19 protein-coding genes are annotated in these 22,592 nt (G+C 73.0%); 8 read left to right on the forward strand and 11 right to left on the reverse strand.

The window, feature by feature from the left end:
• The 4 genes from D9C15_RS34500 to D9C15_RS17290 all read right to left on the reverse strand — a co-directional run bounded on the left by D9C15_RS34500 (position 1) and on the right by D9C15_RS17290 (position 4,135).
• Complete coding sequence (locus D9C15_RS34500) at positions 1 to 453, reverse strand: pilus assembly FimT family protein (RefSeq protein WP_127999462.1); 453 nt, start codon at positions 451 to 453, stop codon at positions 1 to 3.
• On the reverse strand, positions 453 to 827 hold the full coding sequence (locus D9C15_RS17280; RefSeq protein ID WP_127999464.1) for a type II secretion system protein: 375 nt from the start codon (positions 825 to 827) through the stop codon (positions 453 to 455). Before D9C15_RS17280 ends, D9C15_RS34500 begins: the two co-directional genes overlap by 1 nt.
• 72 nt (positions 828 to 899) lie before the next feature.
• Positions 900 to 3,041: an ATP-binding protein gene (locus D9C15_RS17285; protein ID WP_127999466.1), complete on the reverse strand. Its 2,142-nt coding sequence runs from the start codon at positions 3,039 to 3,041 to the stop codon at positions 900 to 902.
• The gene (locus D9C15_RS17290; protein WP_127999468.1) at positions 3,038 to 4,135 is read right to left on the reverse strand and encodes a TIR domain-containing protein; all 1,098 of its coding nucleotides are present in this window, start codon (positions 4,133 to 4,135) and stop codon (positions 3,038 to 3,040) included. The genes D9C15_RS17285 and D9C15_RS17290 overlap by 4 nt, the downstream gene beginning before the upstream one ends.
• Positions 4,136 to 4,407: 272 nt before the next feature.
• Between D9C15_RS17290 and D9C15_RS17295 the strand changes: the two genes are divergently transcribed.
• Genes D9C15_RS17295 through D9C15_RS17300 form a run of 3 tightly spaced genes read left to right on the forward strand, consistent with a single transcriptional unit; the run spans position 4,408 to position 6,971 of the window.
• Positions 4,408 to 5,742 carry a diguanylate cyclase domain-containing protein gene (locus D9C15_RS17295; protein WP_127999470.1) on the forward strand — a complete coding sequence of 445 codons (1,335 nt, stop codon included), beginning with the start codon at positions 4,408 to 4,410 and terminating at the stop codon, positions 5,740 to 5,742.
• Positions 5,743 to 5,777: 35 nt separating this feature from the next.
• Positions 5,778 to 5,912, forward strand: a complete 135-nt coding sequence (locus D9C15_RS34360; RefSeq protein WP_259372607.1) for a hypothetical protein — start codon at positions 5,778 to 5,780, stop codon at positions 5,910 to 5,912.
• Positions 5,913 to 5,921: 9 nt separating this feature from the next.
• Positions 5,922 to 6,971, forward strand: coding sequence for an acyltransferase family protein (locus D9C15_RS17300; RefSeq protein ID WP_127999472.1), 1,050 nt, complete (start codon positions 5,922 to 5,924; stop codon positions 6,969 to 6,971).
• A 66-nt stretch (positions 6,972 to 7,037) separates the two neighbouring features.
• Here D9C15_RS17300 and chrA read toward each other — a convergent pair whose 3' ends face one another.
• The 4 genes from chrA to D9C15_RS17320 all read right to left on the reverse strand — a co-directional run bounded on the left by chrA (position 7,038) and on the right by D9C15_RS17320 (position 13,941).
• Complete coding sequence (gene chrA / locus D9C15_RS17305; protein WP_240668444.1) at positions 7,038 to 8,384, reverse strand: chromate efflux transporter; 1,347 nt, start codon at positions 8,382 to 8,384, stop codon at positions 7,038 to 7,040.
• A 75-nt stretch (positions 8,385 to 8,459) separates the two neighbouring features.
• Positions 8,460 to 9,692 carry a type II secretion system F family protein gene (locus D9C15_RS17310; protein WP_127999476.1) on the reverse strand — a complete coding sequence of 411 codons (1,233 nt, stop codon included), beginning with the start codon at positions 9,690 to 9,692 and terminating at the stop codon, positions 8,460 to 8,462.
• On the reverse strand, positions 9,689 to 11,413 hold the full coding sequence (locus D9C15_RS17315) for a GspE/PulE family protein (RefSeq protein ID WP_127999478.1): 1,725 nt from the start codon (positions 11,411 to 11,413) through the stop codon (positions 9,689 to 9,691). The genes D9C15_RS17310 and D9C15_RS17315 overlap by 4 nt, the downstream gene beginning before the upstream one ends.
• Positions 11,410 to 13,941 (reverse strand): GspE/PulE family protein, encoded by a 2,532-nt coding sequence (locus D9C15_RS17320; RefSeq protein ID WP_375138802.1) that lies wholly within the window; start codon positions 13,939 to 13,941, stop codon positions 11,410 to 11,412. Before D9C15_RS17320 ends, D9C15_RS17315 begins: the two co-directional genes overlap by 4 nt.
• Positions 13,942 to 14,101: 160 nt before the next feature.
• Between D9C15_RS17320 and D9C15_RS17325 the strand changes: the two genes are divergently transcribed.
• The 4 genes from D9C15_RS17325 (at position 14,102) to D9C15_RS17340 (ending at position 19,137) form a co-directional block, all read left to right on the forward strand.
• Entirely contained in the window at positions 14,102 to 15,064 is a 963-nt protein-coding gene (locus tag D9C15_RS17325) for a Bug family tripartite tricarboxylate transporter substrate binding protein (protein WP_127999480.1), read from the forward strand.
• Positions 15,065 to 15,123: 59 nt separating this feature from the next.
• The gene (locus D9C15_RS17330; protein ID WP_127999482.1) at positions 15,124 to 15,519 is read left to right on the forward strand and encodes a hypothetical protein; all 396 of its coding nucleotides are present in this window, start codon (positions 15,124 to 15,126) and stop codon (positions 15,517 to 15,519) included.
• Positions 15,520 to 15,666: 147 nt separating this feature from the next.
• Positions 15,667 to 17,721 (forward strand): TonB-dependent receptor family protein, encoded by a 2,055-nt coding sequence (locus D9C15_RS17335; protein WP_127999484.1) that lies wholly within the window; start codon positions 15,667 to 15,669, stop codon positions 17,719 to 17,721.
• A gap of 18 nt (positions 17,722 to 17,739) precedes the next feature.
• Entirely contained in the window at positions 17,740 to 19,137 is a 1,398-nt protein-coding gene (locus D9C15_RS17340; protein WP_240668445.1) for a PepSY-associated TM helix domain-containing protein, read from the forward strand.
• 33 nt (positions 19,138 to 19,170) lie between these two features.
• Here the strand turns inward: D9C15_RS17340 and D9C15_RS17345 are convergent, their stop codons facing one another.
• The 3 genes from D9C15_RS17345 to D9C15_RS17355 form a co-directional block, all read right to left on the reverse strand.
• The gene (locus D9C15_RS17345) at positions 19,171 to 20,037 is read right to left on the reverse strand and encodes a DMT family transporter (protein ID WP_127999488.1); all 867 of its coding nucleotides are present in this window, start codon (positions 20,035 to 20,037) and stop codon (positions 19,171 to 19,173) included.
• A 32-nt stretch (positions 20,038 to 20,069) separates the two neighbouring features.
• The gene (locus D9C15_RS17350) at positions 20,070 to 20,381 is read right to left on the reverse strand and encodes an MTH1187 family thiamine-binding protein (RefSeq protein WP_127999490.1); all 312 of its coding nucleotides are present in this window, start codon (positions 20,379 to 20,381) and stop codon (positions 20,070 to 20,072) included.
• A 158-nt stretch (positions 20,382 to 20,539) separates the two neighbouring features.
• Entirely contained in the window at positions 20,540 to 21,070 is a 531-nt protein-coding gene (locus D9C15_RS17355; RefSeq protein WP_127999492.1) for a DUF3455 domain-containing protein, read from the reverse strand.
• Positions 21,071 to 21,264: 194 nt separating this feature from the next.
• Here D9C15_RS17355 and D9C15_RS17360 point away from each other — a divergent pair, with 194 nt between their 5' ends.
• Positions 21,265 to 22,590: a toll/interleukin-1 receptor domain-containing protein gene (locus D9C15_RS17360; protein ID WP_127999494.1), complete on the forward strand. Its 1,326-nt coding sequence runs from the start codon at positions 21,265 to 21,267 to the stop codon at positions 22,588 to 22,590.
• Positions 22,591 to 22,592: the final 2 nt, after the last annotated feature.

The following is a 22,592-nucleotide window of genomic DNA, read 5'->3' on the forward strand; positions in this document are numbered from 1 at the left end:
TCAAGGAAGGCGGCGAAACAGGCCCGTTTGTGGCTCGAGCCGGAAGGCTTGTGAACTACTGCCGGAAGCCACCGTGATGGCCAGCGCGGCGCCGGTCGAGGTGGTGGCCGCGCCGCTGTTGGCGGCGTTGAAGGTCGCGCTGCGCGGGCCGCTCTCGACGATGCAGGGGCTGGCGGTGGCCGGGCAGGGCAGCGAGAGGATCGTGCCGCCGGACGTGTAGGCGAAGTCCACGCCGCTGCCGGTGACCGTCGCCGTCACCGGGCGGCGCTGCGCGAGCGCCAGGCGCTGCATCGCCAGCATCTGGGCCTGCAGCTCGTCGCCGTAGGCGCGCAGGCGCCAGGCGCTCAGGTCCAGCGCGCGCGGCAGCACGAAGATCGCCAGCACGCCGACGATTCCGATGACCATCACCAGCTCCACCAGCGTGAAGCCGGCGGCACGCTGGTTCCGGGGCATCAGAGGATGCCGATGACCGTGAAGGTCGCGGTCTTGCTGCCCGGGCCGGTCAGCGTGCAGGTGGCCGTCGCGTCGGCGGCCACCGCGCCGGCGGTGATGGTGTAGCTGGCCGAGGGCAGCGCGCCGCCCTGCAGCAGCGCGGCGGCGCCGCTGCAGTTGGTGACGGCAGAGCCGTTGCTGCTGTTGGCCTTGCGGGCCGCGTAGTTGATCGCCGCGGCCGAGGACAGCGAGCCGGCGACGCCGTTGGTGGCCGCCTGGTTGGCGTCGCCGCTGAGGTCGACGAACTTCGGGATCGCGACGGCCGCGAGCACCCCGATGATCACGATGACCATCACGAGCTCGATCAGCGTGAAGCCGGACTGACGTTGTTGCATGGGAAATCCCCGTGGTGTACCTGCCCCGGGGTTTCGGTGCGCTCACAAGTTTCTTGAGGGTGCGCCGGGTGCCTACTTCTTCTCGCCCGTGGAACGCAGCACGATCTGGCTGGCGCCGAACCACACCTCGTAGTGGTGCGGCCGCACCTTGGCGTCGGCGTACTGCCGGCTCAGGTCCTGCAGCGTCAGCTGCGGTGTCTGCAAGAGGCCGTTGAGCATCACCAGCAGCTTCTGCGCCTCGCCGCGGCACTCGTCGGCGGCGAAGCAGCGCAGCACGCCGGTGTTGGTCTGGTACTCGACCAGCTGCACGCCCGGCGCCACCAGCGCCACGCCGTCCAGCCGCAGCGCGCCGATGCGCGCGCGCAGCGCGGCGGCGGGTTCGCGCTGGTCGTCGCGGCTGACGTGCAGGTAGATGCGCGGCGCCAGGTCGCCCGACTTCAGTTCGGCGGCGGCGCGGTCGATCAGCCCGGTGGCCAGGTCGACCTGGGCGCGCAGGCGCGCGTCGCTGCCGGACTGGCGTGCCTCGCGCAGCGCGTCCAGCGACTCCTGCAGCCTGGCCACCGTCTCCTGCGACTGGCGCAGCTGGCGCGCGGCGTCCTCGTTGGCGGCGCGCAGCTGGGTCAGGTTCTGGGCGAATTCGGCCTGCTGCGCGGCCTGTGTCACTTCGCTGAGGCGGCGGTCGGCCAGCGACTTGAGGCCGAAGCCGCCCCCGGTCAGCAGCGCGACGACCACCACCAGCGCGCTGCCGATCCGCAGCCACAGGCTGCGGCGCCGCGCCACGACGCTGGCGCGCATCAGCGCCTGCACCCGCTCCCAGCCGCCGCCGTGGCGCTCGGCCCAGGCCGGGTTGCGCTCGAGCAGCCAGCGCTGCCGCTCGCGCGTGGTGCTGGAGGACAGCACGGCATCGTCGTCCGCCTCGAAGCTCTCGGCCTGCACCAGCAGGGCACGCCAGATCATGCCGTCGCGCACCTCCTTGACCAGCCAGCCGCTGCCCGGCTCGGACAGCCGCTTCCAGCAGCGCACCAGCGCCTCGTGGCCGATGTCGATCCACTCCTCCCCGGCCAGTGCGCCGCTGCGGTGGCGCGCGGTCAGGAAGGACACGCCGTCGGCGCGGAACACGTCGATCACCCGTGCCAGCCGCTCGGCCGGCGCGCCGCACACCTCGGCCAGTGCCGCCAGCGGCTGGGGCCGGCGCAGCACCTGGCCTTCGGGGCTGACGGTGGTCAGCGCGCGGAACAGCCGCTCGATCAGCACCTCGCCCGCCTCCGGCAGCGCGGCCGCCTGCTGCGCCACCTCGTCGGCATGGCGCGAGAGCAGGCCGGCCAGGCCGTCGGCCGGGTAGTCGGCCAGGCCGAGCTGCCAGCCCTCGCGCGCTCCGGCCAGCGTGTGCATGCGCATCAGTGCATGCTGCACCAGGGGCAGGCCGTCGGTGCCGGCGGCGTCGGCGGCCAGCCGCTCGGCCAGCGCGGCCTCCACATGGCCGCCGTACAGCGCGGCCGGCTCGCGGATGGCGCGCAGCAGGTCGGCCGGCGCCATCGGCGGCAGCAGGTACTGGCGCTGGTTGACGGCCTCGGCCAGGCCGGGGAAACGCGCGCAGGCGCCGAGGAACTCGGAGCGCATCGTCAGCGCCAGGTACAGCCCGCGCGGCGGTGCCTCGGCCATGCGCACGATGAAGTCGGTCAGCAGGCGGCACTCCGAGGGGCTGCCGTGGCGCGCGAACTCGAACAGCTCCTCGAACTGGTCGATCAGGATGCACAGGTGGTCGTCGGCATCGCGCGGCAGCGCTTCGGCCAGCGCCTGCGGCGCCGCGCGGCCCTGGTTGAGCAGGCGGCGCAGCGCCAGCATGTGCACGCTGTCGTCGCCGCGGCCGTCGAGTGCGGCCAGCTCGCGCGCCAGGTTGCCCAGCGGGCCACCGCGCGGCAGGGCGATGCAGGTGCGCCAGCGCGTCTCGCAGCGGGCCTGCTCGTGGCGCAGGCGCGGCAGCACGCCGGCGCGGATCAGCGAGCTCTTGCCGGCGCCCGAATCGCCGTGCACGACGATGCATTGCGTACGCACCAGCCCGGCGACCACCGCGTCGACCATGCGCTCGCGGCCGAAGAAGATCGGCCACTCGGCCTCGTCGAAGGGCCGCAGGCCGGGGTAGGGCCGAGGCGGCATCTCGACGCGGAAGGGCTCGAGCAGCTCCTGCTGCGGGGCGTCCGTGGCGGTGTTCATGCGCGCGCCGCCTGCTGCGCCTTCTCGCCCAGCCACTGCTGCACCACCGTCGTGACCGGCCCCTGCGTCGCGTCGAGCCAGTCGGCCTGCACGATGCGCGCCGTCTGGCGCCGCACCGGCGTGGCCACCGGCGGGCCGACCATGTCGAGCAGCGCGCAGGGCAGCAGGCGGTCGCGCCGCGAGCGCGCCGACTGGCGGTCGTGCTTGCCGACGACGATCAGGTCGGCATCGACCGCACGGCCGTCGTTCGAGCCCACCAGCACCAGCGCGTCGCATTCGGTCAGCGTCTCGACGCGCTGCTGGCGGATCGCCTCCTGCCGGGCCGGGTCGCGCTCGAGCGGATCGGGCTCGCCCGGCAGCACCGCGTAGCCGCTGGCCAGCAGTTCGCCGGCGGCGCGCTCCCAGCATTGCGCCTGGTCGGCGCGGCCGTGCAGGTAGAGCGTCTGGCCGCCGGCGCCGGCGAGCTTGTCGGCATCGGCACGCGCGCCGCGGCGCCGGTCCAGCTCGGCCTTCACCTCGTCCAGGCGCTGGGCCAGGTCGGCGGCCAGGCCGAGCAGGGCCTCGCGCACCTTGGGGTCGAACTCGCCCTGCCACTGCGTCCAGCCCAGCGGCCGCGCGGCGCGGCCTTCGCCGGCATGGAAGGGGTAGCCCACCAGCGGCTGGCCGGCGCGGTCGGCCAGCGGTGCCGGCCAGGGCACGCCGCCCGGCCACTGCGTCGGCACCGGCCAGGCGCGCACCATGGCCACCCGGCCCTCCGGCTCCAGGCCGCGCGCGGCCTGGCCGGCCAGCCACCAGGCGCGCTCCTTGGCGCACCACTCGCTGTCCTGGTAGTCGGGTGTCATCAGCACCAGCAGCAGTGCGGCGGCGCCGGCCTTCAGGTCGAGCTGGTCGGTCAGCGGCGCCATGCGGTCGAGCCGCTCGTCGACGAACCAGGTCAGCGTGTCGCGGAAGCTGCGGTCGGCGCGCAGCTCCTCGACCAGCTCGCGCACGAAGGCGAGCGACCAGCCACGCAGCGTCGGGTCGCCCTCCTTGTCGCTGCCGTGGCTGTAGCTGAAGAAGAGATCGAGGTCGAACGGCTCGCCGACGTAGGACACGCAGGATTCCTCCGGTAGGGCGAGCGCAGTGTAGGCAGGCCGGCAGGGCGCCACAACGCAAAACTTGGGGAGGCCTGTCGCGCTGCCGCGGCCGCGTCCGGATTGAGCCTGCTCAGTCGCGACCCGCCGGGCCGCCGCCTATGCTCGTCCGCGTCCAGACTGGAGGCCAGGGCGGTCGATGCATTCGCGAAACGGCAAGGGGATGATCCACACGATCGACAGGAGCGCGCCGGGCCCGGCCGGCGCCCGGCGTGCCGGGTTGATGCCGCCCCATGGCTGACGCGCAGGCACGGCCCGACCCCGCGCCGCCCGATGCGGGCCTGCACCAGGTCGCGTGGCTGATGGACCGCTCTGCGGAGTCGGCCATGCTCACCGACGCGGCCGGGCGCATCGAGTACGTCAATCCGGCCTTCGAGGCGATGACCGGCTACGGGCGCACGGAAGCGATCGGGCGCACGCCGGCGCTGCTCAAGTCGGGCCTGCAGGCCCCGGAGGTCTACGCCGCACTGTGGCGGACGCTGCATGCCGGCCAGGAGTTCCGCGGCCTGCTGGTCAACCGGCGCAAGAACGGCGAGCTGTTCCACGAGGAGAAGTCGATCCGGCCGCTGTTCGGCCCGGACGGACGCATCACGCATTTCCTGTCCTGCGGGCGCGACGTGAGCGCGCAGGTGGCGGCACTGGCGCGGCTCGAACGCGCGGCCACGCACGACGCGCTGACCGAACTGCCCAACCGGGCCCTGTTCGACGAGCGCCTGGGCGCGGCGATCCGTCGGGTGCGCGACGGCGGCGCGGGCTTCGCCGTCGCGCTGATCGACGTCGACCGCTTCAAGCAGATCAACGACAGCCATGGCCACGCCGCCGGCGACAGCGTGCTGCAGGCGGTGGCGCGCCGGCTGCTACAGGCGGTGCGCAAGTCGGACACGGTGGCGCGCCTGGGCGGGGACGAGTTCGCCATGCTGCTCGAGGGCAACTGCAGCGCGGACGACGCCGCACCGGTGCTGGACGCGATCGTCGGCGCCTTCGCGCCGGCGGTGATGCACGGCGAAGAGCGCGTGTTCACCTCGGTCAGCATCGGGGCCTGCATCGACCTCACGGGCGACCTGGAGCCGCGGCAACTGCTCGAACGGGCCGATGCGGCCATGTACCAGGTGAAGCGCGATGGCGGTTCCGGCTACCGCATCCACGCGGAAGACCCGGTGACCGCCTCGGCCCCGCTGGGCGCCGAGGTGTCGCCGGACGATGCGGGCGGCCCCCTGCCCGGGCCGGACCGCCCGCTGTGGCGGCGGCGCACCTTGAAGGCCGGCGAATGCCTGTACCGCAACGGCCAGCGCCTCACGCACCTGTACGTGCTGCGGCGCGGGACGGCGCGGGCCTTCGTGCCGGCCGCGGACGGCGGCGGCGCGGTGCAGCGGCATGGCGAAGGCGACTGGCTCGGGCTGGACGGACTGGCCACGCGCCGGCATCACCGCGAGGCCCGCATGCTGGTCGACGGCGAGGTCTGGGTGATCGCCTACGACGATCTGCTCGAGGCGGCGCGGCGCTCGCCCGCGTTCATGGCCCAGCTGATGGAGGCGTTCGGCCGGGCCCTCGAGGGGAGGCCCGGTTGAGCGGTGCCGGCCGGCAGGCCCGCGCCGAACTCCCCGTGACCCACGACGACCCCGCGCCGGACACCCGGCGGCTGGCCTACCTGGACTGGCTGCGCTTCCTGGTCGTGCTCTCGCTCGCGCCGTTCCACGCCGCCCTCTCGTACACCGGCTTCGGCGTGGTGTACGTGTAGGACACCCCGGTGCGCGACGCCGTGCTCGCGGGCCACGGCCTGTACGGCCGCTTCGGGCCGGACGCGCTGCGCCTGTTCACGGTGTTCCTGGACAACGGGTTCATGCACCTGCTGTTCTTCGTGTCGGGCATGGCCACGGCGCGGTCGCTGCGCGGACGCAGCGCGAGGGCCTTCATCGGCGAGCGCGCGCGGCGGCTGCTGCTGCCCTTCGGGCTGATGCTGCTGCTCGTGATCCCGGTGCAGGCCTGGTTCCGGGCCCTCGACTTCGGCACCTTCCGCGGCGGCTTCCTCGCCTTCTACCCGCACTTCTTCGAGGGCGTCAGCGCCGGACCGGGCAGCCCCGGCCACTTCGACTGGGGCCACCTCTGGTTCCTGCTCTACCTGTTCGCCTTCAGCGCCGCCACCGCGGCGCTGTTCCAGCGCTGGAGACGGCGCGGGCTGCCGGCCCTGCCTGTCGGCACGGCTGCCGGGGTGCTCGTTCCCGCGATGTGGATCGCGCTGCTCGAGGCGGTGTTCCGGCCCGGCTGGCCGGGGTACCAGAACCTCGTCGACGACTGGGCCAACGTCAGCGTGTACCTGAGCTTCTTCGTGCTCGGCCACCTGGCCGGTGCCGACGTGCGCCTGGCCGAGGCCGCCGAGCGGGCCCGGTTCGCCGCGCTGGCGCTCGGCCTGGGGGCCTTCGCCGCGCGACTGGGCTGCTACGAGTGGCTGGCGGTCGGCGACGGTTACCAGGCGGCCAACATGCTGGCCCAGTTCCTGCGCGGGCTGGCCGCCTGGGGGCTGGTGCTGGCGGCGATCGGGTTCGGGCGGCGGCACCTCACGGCGACCGGCCGGATGCTGGGCCTCGCGCGCGACCTCTCGTTCCCGCTCTACCTGCTGCACTTCGTGCCGCTCACGGCGGCGACCTACCTCCTGCTCGGCACCGGCCTCGGCGTGTGGACACGCTGGGCGCTCTCGGTGCTGATCGCCTGGGCCGCGGTGGCGCTGTGCACGGTCGTGTTCCGTCACGTGCCGCCGCTGCGCGCGCTGTTCGGCATCCGGGCGTCGGGACGAGGGTGAGGCGCTCGAAGCGATGCACCCGGGCCCCCGGGGAGCAGCGGTGCAGGCGTGCTCCGGGCACCCCGTTCAGCGCAGCTGCGGCAGCAGCCAGCTCAGCGCCAGCCCGGCAACCGCGCACGCGCCGAGCAGCGGCATCACGCCGACCTTGAAGCGGAACAGGGCCACGCCCGCCGCGCCGCCGATCAGCAGCGAGGGCAGCTCGACGCGCCCGCCGAAGCCCTGCGGCCACAGCACGTGGTAGGCGAAGAACAGCGCCAGGTTCAGGATCACCCCGACCACCGCCGCCGTGATGGCCGACAACGGCGCCGTGAAGCCCAGCTTGCCGTGCGTGGCCTCCACCAGCGGGCCGCCGGCCAGGATGAACACGAACGACGGCAGGAAGGTGAAGAAGGTGACCACGCTGGCGGCGAGCGCGCCGCCGAGGAACAGCGCCTCCGGCCCGAGCACCTGCTTCAGCCAGCCGCCGAGGAAGCCGACGAAGGCCACCACCATGATCAGCGGCCCGGGCGTGGTTTCGCCCAGGGCGAGGCCGTCGATCATCTGCGGGCCGCTGAGCCACTGGTGCGTCTCGACCGCGCCCTGGTAGACATAGGGCAGCACCGCGTACGCCCCCCCGAAGGTGAGCAGCGCCGCCTTGGTGAAGAACCAGCCCATCTGCACCAGCGTGCCCTGCAGTCCGTTCGTGGCAACCAGCAGGGCCATCGCCAGCAGCCACAGGCCCAGGCCGGCGACGAGCACCCGGGCCAGGCGGCGGCGCGAGAAGCGCGCGTGCGTCGGCGTGGGCGTGTCGTCGTCGATCAGCGCGGGTCCGAGGCTCGCCTTGGCGCCGCCATGCCCGCCGCCGAGCGCGAAGACCTGCGGCCATCGGCGGGCGCCGACGTGGCCGATCAGGCCGGCGCCCAGCACGATGGCCGGGAACGGCGTGTCGAAGGCGAAGATGGCGATGAACGAGGCCGCGGCGATGCCCCACATCCAGCGGTTCTTCAGCGCGCGCGTGCCGATGCGGTGCGCCGCGTGCAGCACCAGCGCCGTCACGGCCGGCTTGAGGCCGAAGAAGAGGCCGGCGACCAAGGGCACGTCGCCGAAGCGCAGGTAGATCCACGACAGCGCGATCAGGATGAACAGCGAGGGCAGCACGAACAGCGCACCGGCCACCAGTCCGCCCCAGCTGCGGTGCATCAGCCAGCCGATGTAGGTGGCGAGCTGCTGCGCCTCCGGCCCGGGCAGCAGCATGCAGTAGTTCAGCGCATGCAGGAAGCGCCGCTCGCTGATCCAGCGCCGGCGTTCGACCAGCTCGGTGTGCATGATGGCAATCTGCCCGGCCGGCCCGCCGAAGCTGATGAAGCCGAGCTTGAGCCAGAAGCGCAAGGCCTCGGCGAAGCTCACGGCGGCCGGCGGCGTGAGGAGCGGCATGGTCGACATCGCGCGGAATGTAGACCACATCGACGCGCGGTCACGCGCGTGGGCGCTGGCTTGCGCCCGTGCCCCTCAGCCCCGCCCCGACGCCGCCTGTCCCAGGTTCCACAGCGGCAGGAACACGCCCAGCGCGAGCACCAGCACCAGCGTGCCGATGATGCCCAGCAGCACCGGCTCGATCGCGGCCGACAGGCCCTTGATCGCGTAGTCGGTCTCGCGCTCGTACATCGAGGCGATCTCCACCAGCAGGGTGTCGAGCTCGCCGGTCTCCTCGCCCACCGCGATCATCTGCAGCACCACCGGCGTGAACACGCCGGTCGCCGCGGCGCAGCGCGACAGGCTCTCGCCGCGCTCGATGCCGTCGCGCATCTGCTCGATGCGCCGCCCGATGAAGGCGTTGTCCACCGTCTCCGCCACCACCGTCATGGCCTGGGTGATGGGCACGCCGCTGCCCGAGGCGAGCGCGAAGCTGCGCGCGAAGCGCGCCAGCGTGGCCTTGAGCACGATGGGCCCGGCGATCGGCAGGCGCAGCTTCCAGCGGTCCCAGCGGTAGCGGCCCTCGGGCGTGGCCAGCCAGGCGCGCAGCGCCCACACCGCGCCCACGGCCGCGGCGGCCAGCAGCGGCCACCAGGCCACCGTCCAGGACGAGAAGCCGAGCAGCGCCCGGGTCATCAGCGGCAGTTCGGCCTTGAAGCCGGCGAACACCTGCGCGAAGGTCGGCAGCACGAACAGGTTGATGACCACCAGCGCGATCGCGATCGCGCCGACGACCATGGTCGGGTAGCGCAGCGCCTGCTTGACGCGGGCACGCACGTCGAGCTCGAACTCCAGGTGCTCGGCCAGGCGCTGGAACACCTCGGTGAGCCGGCCCGTCATCTCGCCGACGCGGATCATCGCGACGTAGAAGCTGTCGAAGACACGCGGGTGGCGCGCCATCTGCGCGGCCAGCTCGCGGCCCTGGTCCAGGCCGGCGCGCAGGTCGGTCAGCAGCGCGATCAAGGTGGCCTTGGCGGTGGAGGCCTGCAGGCCGGCGAGCGCGCGCAGGATCGGCACGCCGGCGCGCTGCAGCGTGTACATCTGGCGCGAGAAGAGCAGCAGGTCCTCCAGCGTCACCGGCGGGCTGCGCAGGGCGGTCCACCAGTCCTGCTTCGGCGCCGAGAGGCTCGTGCCGCGTGCATCGATCGCCACCGGCGTGACGCCGCTGCCCAGCAGCTGGTCGGCCACCGCGGCCTCGGTCTCGGCGTCGATCACGCCGGCGATCAGTTCGCCGCGGCCGTTGCGGCCGCGCCAGGCGTACGAATTCATGTGGCGAGTTTCATGGCCTCGGCGACGGACGTGCGCCCCGCACGCACCAGCTCCAGCGCGCGGTGCACCAGCGTGCGCCCGCGCAGCTGCTCGGCGGCGAGCTTGGTGAACGTGCCGGGGTCCGAGTGCGTCGCGGCCTGCGCCAGCGCGTGGTCCATCTCGAGCATCTCGTACACGCCGATGCGACCCGCATAACCCGTGCCGTTGCAGACCGAGCAGCCGCGCCCGCGCCGCACCCGCATCGTGGCGGCCTCGGCGCCGCCGACGGACTCGAGCCAGGCCGCCTCCTGCGGCGTGGGCAGCAGCGGCTCGGCGCAGTTCTCGCAGGTGCCGCGCACCAGGCGCTGGGCGATCACGGCCTGCAGCGAGCTGGCCACCATGAAGGGCGGCGCCCCCATGTCGAGCAGGCGAAACGGGGTGCTCGCCGCATCGCGCGTGTGCAGCGTGGAGAGCACCAGGTGGCCGGTGATCGCGGCGCGCAGGCCGATCTCGGCGGTCTCCGGGTCGCGCATCTCGCCGACCAGGATCACGTCGGGGTCCTGGCGCAGCGTGGCGCGCAGCACACGCGCGAAGCTCAGCTCGATCTTGTCGTTCACCTGCACCTGCGTCAGGCCGGGCAGGCGGTATTCGACCGGGTCCTCGACGGTGATGATCTTCTGCTGCTCGGCGTCCAGCTCGGCCAGCGCGGCGTAGAGCGTGGTGGTCTTGCCCGAGCCGGTGGGGCCGGTCACCAGCACCATGCCGGCGCTGCGGCCGAGGATCTCCTTGAAGCGCACGAGCATGTCGGCCGGCATGCCGATCTCGTCGAGCCGGCGCACCGAGTCGCCATGGCCGAGCAGGCGCATCACGACCGATTCGCCGTACTGGCAGGGCAGGGTGGACAGGCGCACGTCGATCGTGCGTTCGCGCAGCCGCAGGGTGAAGCGGCCGTCCTGCGGCAGGCGCTTCTCGGAGATGTCGAGTCCTGCCATGAGCTTGAGCCGCTGCGCCAGCGCCGCGGCGATGCGCTTGTCGGCCTGGGTCTGGGTCTGCAGCACGCCGTCGATGCGGCTGCGGATCGCCAGGCCGGTCTCCATCGGCTCGAGGTGCACGTCGGAGGCGCCGACCTGCAGCGCATCCTCGAACACCGACTGCAGCAGGCGCACCACCGGTGCGCCTTCCTGGCCCACGCTCGCCTGCAGGGTGCCGAAGTCCACCGCGTCGCCGATGTCCTTCTCGAGCGCCTTGGCCAGGCCGGTGATCTCCTCGGTGCGGCGGTAGTGGCGGTCCAGCGCCGGGCCGAGCTGGCTCTCGGCCACCACGGCGATGCGGATGCTGCGCTTGAGCAGGCGCGTCAGGTCGTCGTAGGCGACCAGGTCGAGCGGGTCGACGAAGCCGACCAGCAGCTGATCGCCCTTGTCCTCCAGCACGATGGCGCGGTGCCGGCGCGCCGGCGATTCGGCCAGCAGCCGCACCGTCTCGCTCTTGAGCGGGAAGCTCTTCAGGTTCACCACCGCCACGCGCAGCTGGCGCGCCAGGCCGTGGGCCAGGGCTTCTTCCGTGATCAGCCCGGCCTCGATCAGCAGCCGGCCGAGCTTCTTGCCGGTGGCACGCTGCTGATCGAGCGCCTGGGTCAGCTGTTCGGGCGAGATCAGCTGTTGCTGCACCAGCACGTCGCCCAGGCGCAGCTTCTCGCGTTTCGGGGCGGCCGGCGCGGCGGCGGTCGCGGTGGGTTCGTTCATGCGTTGCTCGTGGCGCGCACTTCGTCCAGGCTGGTGATGCCCTGCAGCACCTTCTCGATGCCGTCCTGGCGCAGGGTGCGCATGCCGCCGAGCAGCGCGCAGCGCTGCAGCTCCTCGGCGCGTGCGCCGGTCTGGATCAGGTGGCGCAGCTCGCGCGAGACCACCAGCAGTTCGTGCAGGCCGGCGCGCCCGCGCTTGCCGGTGCCGTCGCAGGCCGGGCAGCCCGGGCTCTGGTGCAGCATCAGCCGGCCGCCCTGGCCGAAGCGGGCGAGCCAGTCGGCACGCAGGATGTCGCGCGAGAAGCGCGGGTCGTCCGTCGGGCAGACGTGCAGCCAGTCGGCCATCAGCTCCTCGAACTCGTCGTCGCTCGCCGCGCGCGTGCTGCGGCATTGCGGGCAGATGCGCCGCACCAGGCGCTGCGCCAGGATGGCCAGCAGCGCGTCGGCGAAGTTGAACGGGTCCATGCCCATGTCGAGCAGGCGCGTCACGGTCTCGGGCGCGCTGTTGGTGTGCAGCGTCGAGAGCACCAGGTGGCCGGTGAGGGACGCCTCGATCGCGGTCTGCGCGGTCTCCTGGTCGCGGATCTCGCCGACCATGATCACGTCCGGGTCGGCGCGCAGGAAGGCGCGCAGGGCGCCGGCGAAGGTCCAGCCGATCTTCGGGTTCACCTGCACCTGGCGCAGGCCGGGCTGGGTGATCTCCACCGGGTCCTCGGCGGTCCAGATCTTGCGCTCGGGCACGTTGATGTGGCTGAGCACCGAGTGCAGCGTGGTGGTCTTGCCCGAGCCGGTGGGGCCGACGCACAGCACCATGCCGTAGGGCCGCTCGGCCACGCGCTTGAGCTCGGCCAGGTTGCGCGGCGCCATGCCGAGCTTGTCCAGCGGGATCGGCTTGGCGCTGGCGAGGATGCGCATCACCACGTCCTCCAGCCCGCCGTTGGTCGGGATGGTGGCCACGCGCAGCTCGATGCGGTGCTGCGGCGAGAACTTGGCGAAATTGATCTTGCCGTCCTGCGGCTTGCGCTTCTCGCTGATGTCGAGGTCGCACATGATCTTCACGCGTGCCACCAGCGCATTGCGGTAGCTCGACGGCAGCTCGAGGTAGGTGCGCAGCAGGCCGTCCTTGCGGAAGCGGATGCGGATCTTCTCGCGGCCGGGGTAGCTCTCGATGTGGATGTCGGAGACGCCGTCCTGGTGCGCCTCGACGATCATGGTGTTGATCAGCCGCACCAGCGAGTTGTCGCTCTGCTCGATCGCGGCGTCCTCGTCGAAGCCGCCCGGGCGCTGCGCGCCCTCGCGCTCGAGCTGCTCGATCAGCTCGCCGGTGCCGGTGAGCTGGAACTCGATCGCCGGCACGCCGTCGGCACCGCCCGTCTGGCTGCCGATCCTGGCGTAGGCGCGGTCCAGCAGGTCCTCGATGTCGCGGCACTGCGCCAGCACCGGCACGGCCTTCATCTGGGCGACGAACTCGACTTCCTCCACCGCGGCGCGGCGCCGCGCCGGGTCGTCGAGGGCGACGATCAGGCGGCCGTCGCGCAGCAGCAGCGGCATCGCCTTCAGGCGCCTGGCGGTGGCATAGGGCACGGCGCGCAGCGCTTCGGCCTCCACCGGGAACAGGTCGAGGTCGACCAGCGGGTAGCCCATCTTGCGCGACAGCGCGACCTGCAGGTCCTGGCGCGACACCACGCCCATGCGCACCAGCAGCTCGCCCAGCGGCACGCTGCGGTCGCCCTGCTGCTGGGCCAGCGCCTCCTGCAGCTGGGCGTCGTTGATCATGCCCAGCGAGATCAGCGCGTCGCCGATGCGCACCATCGGCATGTTGGCCTGGCGCGCCACCGCCTCGAGCAGCTGCTCGGGCGTGACCACCTGGCGCGCCAGCAGGATGTCGCCGAGCTTGCGGCCGCGCAGGTCGTTCTGCAGGTCCACCGCCTGCTCCACCTGCTGCGGCGTGGCGCTGTTCTGCTGCACCAGCAGCTCGCCGATGCGCGGGCCGAGTTCTACGGCGCTGTAGGCGCTGCGCGGCACGAAGCGGCGCAGCACCGCGCCGTCGTCGCCGGCGGCCCCGGGCGCCGGCGGGAACAGGAACAGCCCGTGTTCGGTCTCGACATGGCCGACGGTGCGGCCGGCGAGCTCGCCGCCGTCGGCCAGCTTCACGCGGTAGTCGGCGTCGCCGCGCTGGCCGAGCATGGCCGCATGCGGGTCGCCCGCCGGCAGGGCCAGCGGGGCCAGCGGGGTGGTCAGCGTCAGCGCGCGGAACTGGTCGAAGCGCAGCGGCAGCGTGGTGCGCGCCGGCGGGATCTGCACATGCGCCACCGCCTCCTCGGGCACGAAGAAGGTCAGGCGGCCGGCGAGCGTCTTGTCGTTCAGGCCGGTGATCTCGCAGGGCAGCGGGTCGGTCTGGGCGGCCGGCGGCGGGTAGCTGGCGAAAGGCGGGGCGGGCCAGAGGAACTCGGGGCGGCCGAGCTTGTCCGGCACCGCGCGCGGCAGCGGCGGGGGATCCCAGGCGAGCGGGCTCAGCATCTCGGCCATCGTGTCCTCGTGAACGGGCGGCATGCCGGGCGGCGGGCCACCCAGGCGCAGTTGGCTGCGATGTTGGCGGCCGGCCGCGCGCGCGATGCGCCGATAAGCGTGCCTATCGGGCCCCTGTTCGTGGCCAGGGCATGATCGCGGCTGTGCCTCGGAGACCGCCATGAAGAAGATCCTCGCTGCCTTGCTGCTCGCCACCGGACTGGCCGCACCCGCCTGGGCCGACAACTGGCCGGGCCGCCCGGTACGCATCGTCGTCCCGGCGCCGCCGGCCAGTTCGCTCGACGTGGTCGTGCGCCTGCTGTCCGAGCGCCTGAAGGAGCGCTGGGGCCAGAGCGTGGTCGTGGAGAACAAGGCCGGCGCCGGGGGCATGCTCGGCATGGACCTGGTGGCCAAGGCCGCGCCGGACGGCACGACGCTGGGCATCGGCTTCAACGGGCCGATCGCCTTCGGGCCGTTCATGTACAAGAAGATGCCCTACGACCCGGCGAAGGACCTGCTGCCGGTGGTGCTGACCACCTCGCAGCCCAACGTGCTGGCGGTGCCGGCCGGCCACCCGGCGCAGAGCGTGCCGGAATTCGTCGCCTGGGCGAAGAAGGAGGGCGGCAAGCTGAGCTACGGCTCGGTGGGCAATGGCAGCTCCTCGCACCTGACGATGGAGCTGTTCAAGCGCGCCGCCGGCTTCGAGGCCACGCACGTACCCTATGCCGGCTCGCCGCCGGCCGCGGCCTCGCTGGCCGCCGGCGACACCCAGGCACTGTTCACCGTGGCCCCGGCGCTGCTGCCGCTGGTGCAGGGCCAGCGCGTGCGGCTGCTGGCGGTGACGAGCGCGCAGCGCATCGAGGGCATGAAGCAGCTGCCCACCCTCGCCGAGGCGGGTTTCCCGGGCTTCGAGGCATTGGCCTGGAACGGACTGTTCGCCCCGTCCGGCACGCCGCCGGACATCGTCGATCGCATCAACGCCGACGTGAACGCGGCGCTGAAGGAACCCGCGGTGCAGGAGGCGCTGGCGAAGCAGGGCCTGATCCCGGGCGGCGGCAGCGCGGCCGAGTTCCGCCGCTACATCGAGCAGGAAGGCCGCACCTGGGGCGCGCTGATCCGGCAGGCGGGGATTGCGCTGGAGTGAGGGGGTGACGGCCGGCGCCCGGCAGGGCGAAGCGCGGCCCTCCTACAATCGCGCCGCCCATGCGCTGCGTCAATTCACGACTCCGACTCGGCCTGGCTCTGCTGGCCTGGTTCGCGCAGCTGTGCCTGCCGTGGGTCCACGCGGCGAGCATGGCCGTGGTCCCGGCGCCGATGGCCGCCTGGTGCGGCGACCCGGCCCGCGCGTCGGCCGTCATCGCCGGGCTGCCGGCTGAACTGAGGCAGTCACTCGACCCGGACGGCTCCAGCGCCGACCTGCTCGCCACCTGTGCCCAGGTGTGCGCGGCCTGCACCCTGCCGCCGCCGCTGCCGGCCCCGGCACCGACCCTGGTGCTGCGCAACGCGGGGGTGGAGCCAGTGCCCCCGTGCCGGCCGATGCCGCTCGCCTGCGAGCCGGCACCCAGGCCACCCTCGCAAGGTCCTCCAACGCTCGGCTGAAGCGACCCGACACACGCCCTGCCTCGGCAGTCTGGCGGCCCGCCCGCGGCGGCCCGCCGCGACGCTGCACAGCGCGTGTGTTCCCGACCGACGGCGCTTGCTCGTGCTGCGCCGCCGCGCTCCTTCATCCGAACGCGACACCTCACCATGATCCGACATGCCGGCGCGGCACTTTCCGCGCTCGTCCTCAGCCCCTGCGTGCTCGCGCAGGACCTTGTCTCCTCGTCCCAGACCACGCTGCCCTCGGTCCAGGTCACCGGCGCCGGCGCCGACCCGGTGCGCAGGGCCATCACGGCCGAGCAGGCCGCCACGCCCGGCGCCGTGACCGTCGTCGACGGCGAGGGCCTGCGCCAGCGCAGCGTCACCACCCTCGCCGACATGCTGCGCTACGTGCCCGGCCTGTGGGTGGCCAGCGGCTCGACCGGCGACTCAACGTTCTTCTCCAGCCGCGGCTCCAACCTGGACGCCACCAACTACGACGGCAACGGCATCAAGCTGCTCGTGGACGGCTTGCCCGTCACGGCAGCGGACGGCAACAACCACAACCGCGACGTCGACCCGCTGTCGGCGCGCTACGTGGTCGTCGCGCGCGGCGCCAACGCGCTGACCTACGGCGCGAGCACACTCGGCGGGGCGATCGACTTCATCACCCCCACCGCGCGCGATGGTGCGCCCGACGAGGTGCTGCTCAACCTCGGCAGCCATGGCCAGCGCCAGGCCCGCGTGACGCTGGGCACGCAGTCGGGCGCGTTCGACGCTTTGCTCAGTGTCGAGGGCCGTCGCTACGACGGGTTCCGCGGGCACCAGGCGCAGGAGCGAACAGGCGTCTATGCCAACGCGGGCTGGCAGCTCGCGCCCTCGGTCCAGACGCGCTTCTACGCCACGGCCATCGACAACGACCAGCAATTGCCCGGCGGCCTGACACGCGACGAGTTCCGCGCCGACCCGCGCCAGGGCGCGCCCTCGGCGATCGCCGGTGACTACCGGTACAACGTCAGGACCTGGCGCCTGGCGAACAAGACGAGCTGGAGCATCGATGCCGACAGCAGCCTGAGCGCCGGCGTGTCGCTCGAGTCGCAGAAGCTCTACCACCCGATCGTCTACGCGCCGCCGTTCTTCAGCCTGCTGATCGACACCGAGCAGCGCAACCTCGGGACGATGCTGCGCTACCAGCGAAGGATCGCCGCGCACGACCTGCTGGTCGGGCTCAACGGGGGCCGCACCAGCGTGCAGGGAGGCAACTACAGCTACTCGCCGGGCGGGCCGCGCAGCCGCTTCGCGGACGTCGACAACCACGCCGACAACCTCGAACTCTTCGCGCTGGACCGCTGGCAGTTCGCGCCGGGCTGGACGGCGGTCTACGGCGCCCAGGCCGTGTCGGGACGGCGCGAGGTGCGGGTCGCCGGACTGGACGGCGACTACCGCAGCGTCAACCCGCGCGCCGGCGTGATCTACCAGCTGTCGCCGGCCACGCAGCTGTACGCCAACCTCAGCCGCACCTACGAGGCACCGACGCTGTACGAGCTCCAGGACGACACGGCGGGCGGTCCGGCGCCGACGCTGCTCGACGCGATGAAGGGCACCGTCGTGGAGTTCGGCACGCGCGGCGCGCTCGAGTCCGGCAGCAGCCGCTGGCATTGGGACCTGGCGCTCTACTGGGGCCGGCTGAAGCACGAGATCCTGTCGCGCGACGACCCGGCCGCGCCCGGCACCAGCCAGTCGCTGAACGTCGAGCGCACGATCCACGCCGGTATCGAGGCGCTGCTCGGTGCAAGCCTCGCGCTCGACGCCGCCGGCGAACATCGCCTCGAGCCGCTGCTCAACCTGACGCTGAACCATTTCCGCTTCGACGCAGACCCGACCTACGGCGATCGGCAGCTTCCCGCGGCGCCCCGGTACGCGCTGAAGGGTGAGCTGCTGTACCGCCATGCGAGCGGCTTCTTCGCCGGCCCGACCTTCGACCGCGTCGGCAGGCGCTGGGCCGACTTCGGCAACACCTACGCGGTCGACGCCTACACGCTGTGGGGCGTGCGCGCGGGCTACGCCACCCGCCGCTGGGAGGTGTTCGTCGACGCCCGCAACCTCGGTGACAAGGCCTATGTGTCGCAGTTCAGCGTGAGGGACGCGGCGCCGGCGGACGCGGCGATCCTGACGCCGGGCGAGCCGCGTTCGGTGGTCGTCGGCGCGCGACTGAAGTTCTGAGAGGCAGCGATGAACGTCATGACCGAGTCGACCCCCGGCGCCGAGTCCGCGCTGTACCGCCGCGTCTGGCGCTGGCACTTCTACGCCGGCCTCGTCTGCCTGCCGTTCCTGGTGCTGCTGGCGCTGACCGGCGGGCTGTACCTGTTCAAGGACCCCATCGAGGCCAGGCTGTACGCGCGCCTGGAGCGTGTCGGTGTGCAGGCGGCACCGGCGCTGGACGCGCAGGCGCTGGTGGCGAAGGCGGTGACGGCGCTGTCGTCCGCGCCGGACTCCGTCGTGCGCTACGTGGCCCCGGCCGGCCCCGGCCGCAGCGCCGAGGTGGGCTTGCGCCGCGACGGCGGCATCGTCGCCGTCTACCTGGACCCGGCCGACGGCCGCGTGCTGGGAACGCTGCGCGACGACGAGCGCCTGATGAATGTGGTCAAGCGCATCCACTCGCTGGCCATCGCCGGCGTGGCGGCCAACCACTGGATCGAGGTCGTTGCGGGCTGGGCCATCGTGCTGGCGGTGTCCGGTGTGTTCCTCTGGTGGCCGCGCGGCCGCCGCGAGGGCGTCGTCACGGTGCGCGCGCGACCGTCACGGCGCCTGTGGTGGCGCGACGTGCACGCGGTGACGGGGGTCTTCGCCGCCGCGGCGCTGCTGTTCCTCGCGGTCACCGGACTGCCCTGGTCGGCGTTCTGGGGCGAGCAGTTCGGGCGCCTCGCGAGCCGCTGGGGCCTGGGCACGCCGGCGTACCTCTGGGGCGGCACGCCGCAGTCGCAGGCACCGCTGGCCGACCTGGCGGCACTGCCCTGGAGCGCATCGCATGCGCCCTTGCCGTCGTCCGCGGCGCCTCACCACGAGGGCCACGCATCCCCCGCGGCGCCGGAAGCCGTGCCGGCCCGGATCGAGGCCGCGTCGATCGGGCTGAACCGTGCGCTGCAGCGGCTGGCAGAACTCGGCCTGCCGGCTGGCACGCCGCTGCGCCTGCCGGAGGGGCCGCGGGGTGTCTACAGCGCGGCGCACTTCCCGGACGACGTGCGCGCCGTGCGGGTGGTGCACCTGGATCGCTACTCGGGCGCCGTGCTCGCCGACATCGGCTACGCGGACTACGGCGCCCTCGGCAAGGCCACCGAGTGGGGCATCAGCATCCACACCGGGCGACAGTTCGGCGCGATCAACCAGCTGGTGATGCTGGCAGGCTGCGGCGCCATCGTCGCCCTGGCGGTGTCGGCCGCCGTCATGTGGTGGAAGCGCCGCCCGCAAGGGAGGCTGGCCGCGCCGCCGCGCCGCGACGGCGACCGCGCGGCGGCGGGCGCCATCGGCGTGGCCGTGCTGCTGGGCCTGCTGTATCCGCTGCTCGGCGCGTCGATGCTCGCAGCCCTCGCCCTCGACCGGCTGGTGCCGGCGCGCTGGCGCGAGCGCTACGGTCTGTGATCACGCCGCGTGGTGCCGTCGGGCGATGCGTCTTCACGCGCGTTCCCGCTCCCCGACGCCCCGGCCCGGACTCCGTCCTCCCACCACGATCGCCACCCCGCTCGCGACGATCAGCGCCAGGCCGGCGAGCGCCAGCGCATTCGGCCACACGCCCCACACCAGCACGCCGGCCACCAGCCCCCAGAGCGCGAAGCTGTAGAAGAACGGCGCCACTGCGGCCGGCCGGCCGACGCGGTAGGCGAGCAGCACACCGGCGTGGCCGAGCGTGACGAGCAGGCCGGCGGCGCCTAGGTGCGCGAGATGCAGCGCGTCCGGTGCGACCCAGCGTTCGCTCGCCAGGCTCATCGCCGCGGCGCCGGCGGTGACCATCACGTTGGTGGCCAGCACCATCACCGTCACCGGACAGTCGGCCGGCACCGTGCGGCCGATCAGGTCGCGTGCGGCGATGAGCACGGCCGTGGCAAAGGCGAGCAGCACCGCGCTGGAGACTCCCGCGGCCGTCGGCTGCGCCACCATCAGCGCGCCGGCGAAGCCGAGCAGCACCAGCGCCATCCGCGTCGCCCCGACGGGTTCGCGCAGCAGCACGGCGGCCGCGACGATCACCAGCAGCGGCGCGGTCTGCAGGATCGCGATCACGTCGGCGATCGGCATGCGGGCGAGCGCGACGATGTAGCACAGCACGCTGAAGGTCTCCGCCGCCGCGCGCAGCAGCACGCGGCCGTGCAGGGCGCTCGCGATCATGTGCCCGTCGCCGCGCAGCGCCACCCACAGCGCGGCCGCCGCGCTGGCCGCGAGCCCGCGCAGGAACAGCACCTCGAACGGCGGCAGCGCCTCGGTGACGAGCTTCATGAACACGTCGCCGATCACGAACACGGCCGTGGCCGCCGCCATGGCGGCCATGCCCAGCGCGTCGGACGGCCGGCCCGCGGCGCTCAGGTGCTCAGCCTCCGGCCGAGCACCTGCTCCACCTTGGCCGTCTTGCCCTGCAGGCGGCCGGCCGGCGCATCGCGCCAGTCGACCTTCAGGTGCACGCCGATGCGGCTGCAGCCGGCCTCGCGCAGCTTGTCGAAGCAGGCCTTGACGACGCCGAAGGTCTCGTCCCACTCGCCTTCGAGGATGGTGCCCATCGGCGTGAGCTGGTAGGGCAGGCCGCTGCGGTCGACGATGTCGATGGCCTGGGCCACCAGGGCGCTGACACTGTCGCCGTCGGCACGCGGCGAGATCTGGAATTCGAGCAGGACCATGGCGTGGGTTCCTCGTCGGCCGCCGGGCGGACCGGGGTCGCGAGAATAACGCTGCGCCGCCGCCGGCCCGCCAGCGGCTCTCAAGCAACTGTGGCTTCGCCACCTTGCTTGAACCCCCGCGGGGGGCGGGCTGGGCGCAGCCCGGCCCTGGGGGGCGCTCAGTAGGCCGACGCGAACAGCACGTACACCGCACGGTAGGGCACGCGCGCCTGCTCGCCCACGTGGGCCGCGTCGCAGGGCGTGGCGGGGGCGAGGCCGCCGACGGTCTGCAGGCGCTGGATGCTGCGCACGGTGCTGAAGCGTCCCGGCGCGCCGCCCGGTGTCGCATCCAGCAGCAGCCAGGGGATGGCCTGCGGGTCGGGGCCGGGGTCGCGGGCGCGCAGCTTCCCGGTCAGACGGCTGCCGTCGGCGGCCTGCCAGGTCGGGCCGGCGAAATGGGTGCCGAGCGTGCGGCCGTGTGCGTCGGTCAGGTCGGCCTCCGGGGCCTTGAAGCTCCAGGCGTGGCCGCCGCCGGCGCTGGCGGTGCATTCGTAGATCTGCACGCCACGCGCGTTCAGCACCTCGGTGGCGCGCTGGTCGGCGGGCGGCTGCAGCGCCGCGGGCGCAGCCGGGGGCAGGGGCATGCTGGTGCAGGCGGCCGCGAGCAGGAAAGGCATGGTGGCCAGCAGGCGCGGGAAGGGCAGGGGCATCGGAATCTCCAGGGGTGGCGCGGTCCGCGGGGGCGGTCCGCCGTGCCCTGGACCACGCACTGCGCCCGCCGCGGCGGACACCGGCGCGCAGCGCGCCACCCCCCGGTTCCGGCGTGGTTCCCCATTTCGCAGGAGGCTAGGCGGCGCGGCAGCGCCTATATCAGCGGGACGAGTCCCGTCCCTGCGAGGTTCCCATGAGCGCCACGTCGCTGTTCGTCAGCCACATCTCCGAGGAGGCCGAGGTCGCGCGGCTGCTGCGCGAGATGCTGGAGGAGGATTTCCTGCACATGGTGAAGTTCTTCACCTCCTCCGAGATCGGCAGCATCGGCGCCGGCGAGGAATGGCTCGGCGCGGTGCGCGGCGCGATGGACCAGGCCAGCATCGTGCTCGTGCTGTGCAGCCGCGCCTCGGTGCACCGGCCCTGGGTGCAGTTCGAGGTCGGCGCGGCGTGGATGAAGGGTGTGCCGATCGTGCCGGTGTGCCACTCGGGCCTGCACGTGACGGACCTGCAGATGCCGCTGTCGCTGCGCCAGGCGGTCGAGCTCGGCACGCTGGCGGGCCTGGAGCGGCTGTACGCGGCGATCGCCAAGGAGCTCGGCCTGCCGCGCACGCCGCCGGTGCGCGAGGCGGCGGCGAAGCTCGAGCGCATCGCCGCGGTCGAGCAGCGCTTCCGCAACGCGCGGCTGCAGCAGTTCGAGCGCTTCTTCGACATCGTGATCCCGCCCCCGGGCCGGCTGGCGGGCGAGCAGATCCCGGACGACGCACGCGTCGAGTCCAACGCCGAGTCGCTCGGCCTGTTCGGCCTGTTCGAGGGCTCGCACTGGACCTGGCGCGACATCGTGCGCGCGGCGCGCCGCACGCCGGACACGCGCTGGCTGGCGCAGCTGCAGAAGTCGGTCTACCTGGCCAGCAACGACCTGCGCTTCCGGCCGATGCAGGCGATCTACCACACCGAGGACGGCTCGTACCAGCCGCAGCTGTCGAAGAAGGAGGTGGGCGCGGACGGCGAGAGCCGCTTCCACGTGCACCTGGTCGACACCGTGGTGCAGCCGCTCGCGGAGGTGGAGAACGACTTCGGCCTGCTCGCCACGCTGCTGCGCCTGGGCCTGCGCTTCCGCTACGAGGTGATCGAGAAGTTCCGCAAGCCGGCCACCGGCGTGTCCGCGGCGGCGCCGGTGGACGAGCGCGTGCGGCGCCTGCGCGAGGCCGTCGAGACGATCGAGTACGACGCGCTGTCGCGCGGCGCGCAGAACATCGACCGCGACTCGGTCGTCGAGCTGTTCGACGACCCGGCCGACCAGGACGCGATACTCGCCGTGCAGCAGCAGTGGGACGAAGCGCGTGCGCTGCTGTTCCGCGACGCGCCGCCGCACGATCGCCAGTCGCTGGCGCAGGTGCTGCGCCAGATGCGCGACCTGAACTACCGCTTCATGACGCTGGGCACGCGGCGCTTCCACGAGATGGTGCGCGAGCACTGGGCGCACGGCGAGCAGCCGGGCGGGCTGGTGCGCGCGGCCTGACG

The sequence above is a fragment of the Piscinibacter defluvii genome (assembly GCF_004011805.1).
Lineage (GTDB): Bacteria > Pseudomonadota > Gammaproteobacteria > Burkholderiales > Burkholderiaceae_C > Piscinibacter > Piscinibacter defluvii.